Genomic DNA, 223 nt, shown 5'->3' with positions numbered 1-223 from the left:
CGATACATTAGTAGAAGCAATTAATGAAGGAGATGCAGATACATTAAAAGAAGGCATTACAGATTTACAAGGTGAGATTAAACAAAACCAAGCATATACACAGAATTTAATTCAAGAACTAGCTAAGTTAAGAGATAGTATTGGAGAAGATGTCCGAGCATTTGGAGGTCATAAAGATATCTTGCAATCGATTTTAAAAAATCAAGCATCTGGAATAGATGAA

General features: G+C 32.3%; 1 protein-coding gene. It reads left to right on the top strand.

What is annotated here, in order from left to right; all coding sequences use genetic code 11:
* The coding region (locus MR168_RS34060) for an HBL/NHE enterotoxin family protein (protein WP_242291777.1) at positions 1-223 on the top strand (223 nt) is incomplete at both ends.

This window comes from Bacillus cereus group sp. BfR-BA-01356 (assembly GCF_022663635.1).
Classification (GTDB): domain Bacteria; phylum Bacillota; class Bacilli; order Bacillales; family Bacillaceae_G; genus Bacillus_A; species Bacillus_A cereus.
The sequence above is the reverse complement of the archived record's forward strand: the minus strand, read 5'-3'. Positions and strand labels throughout refer to the sequence as shown.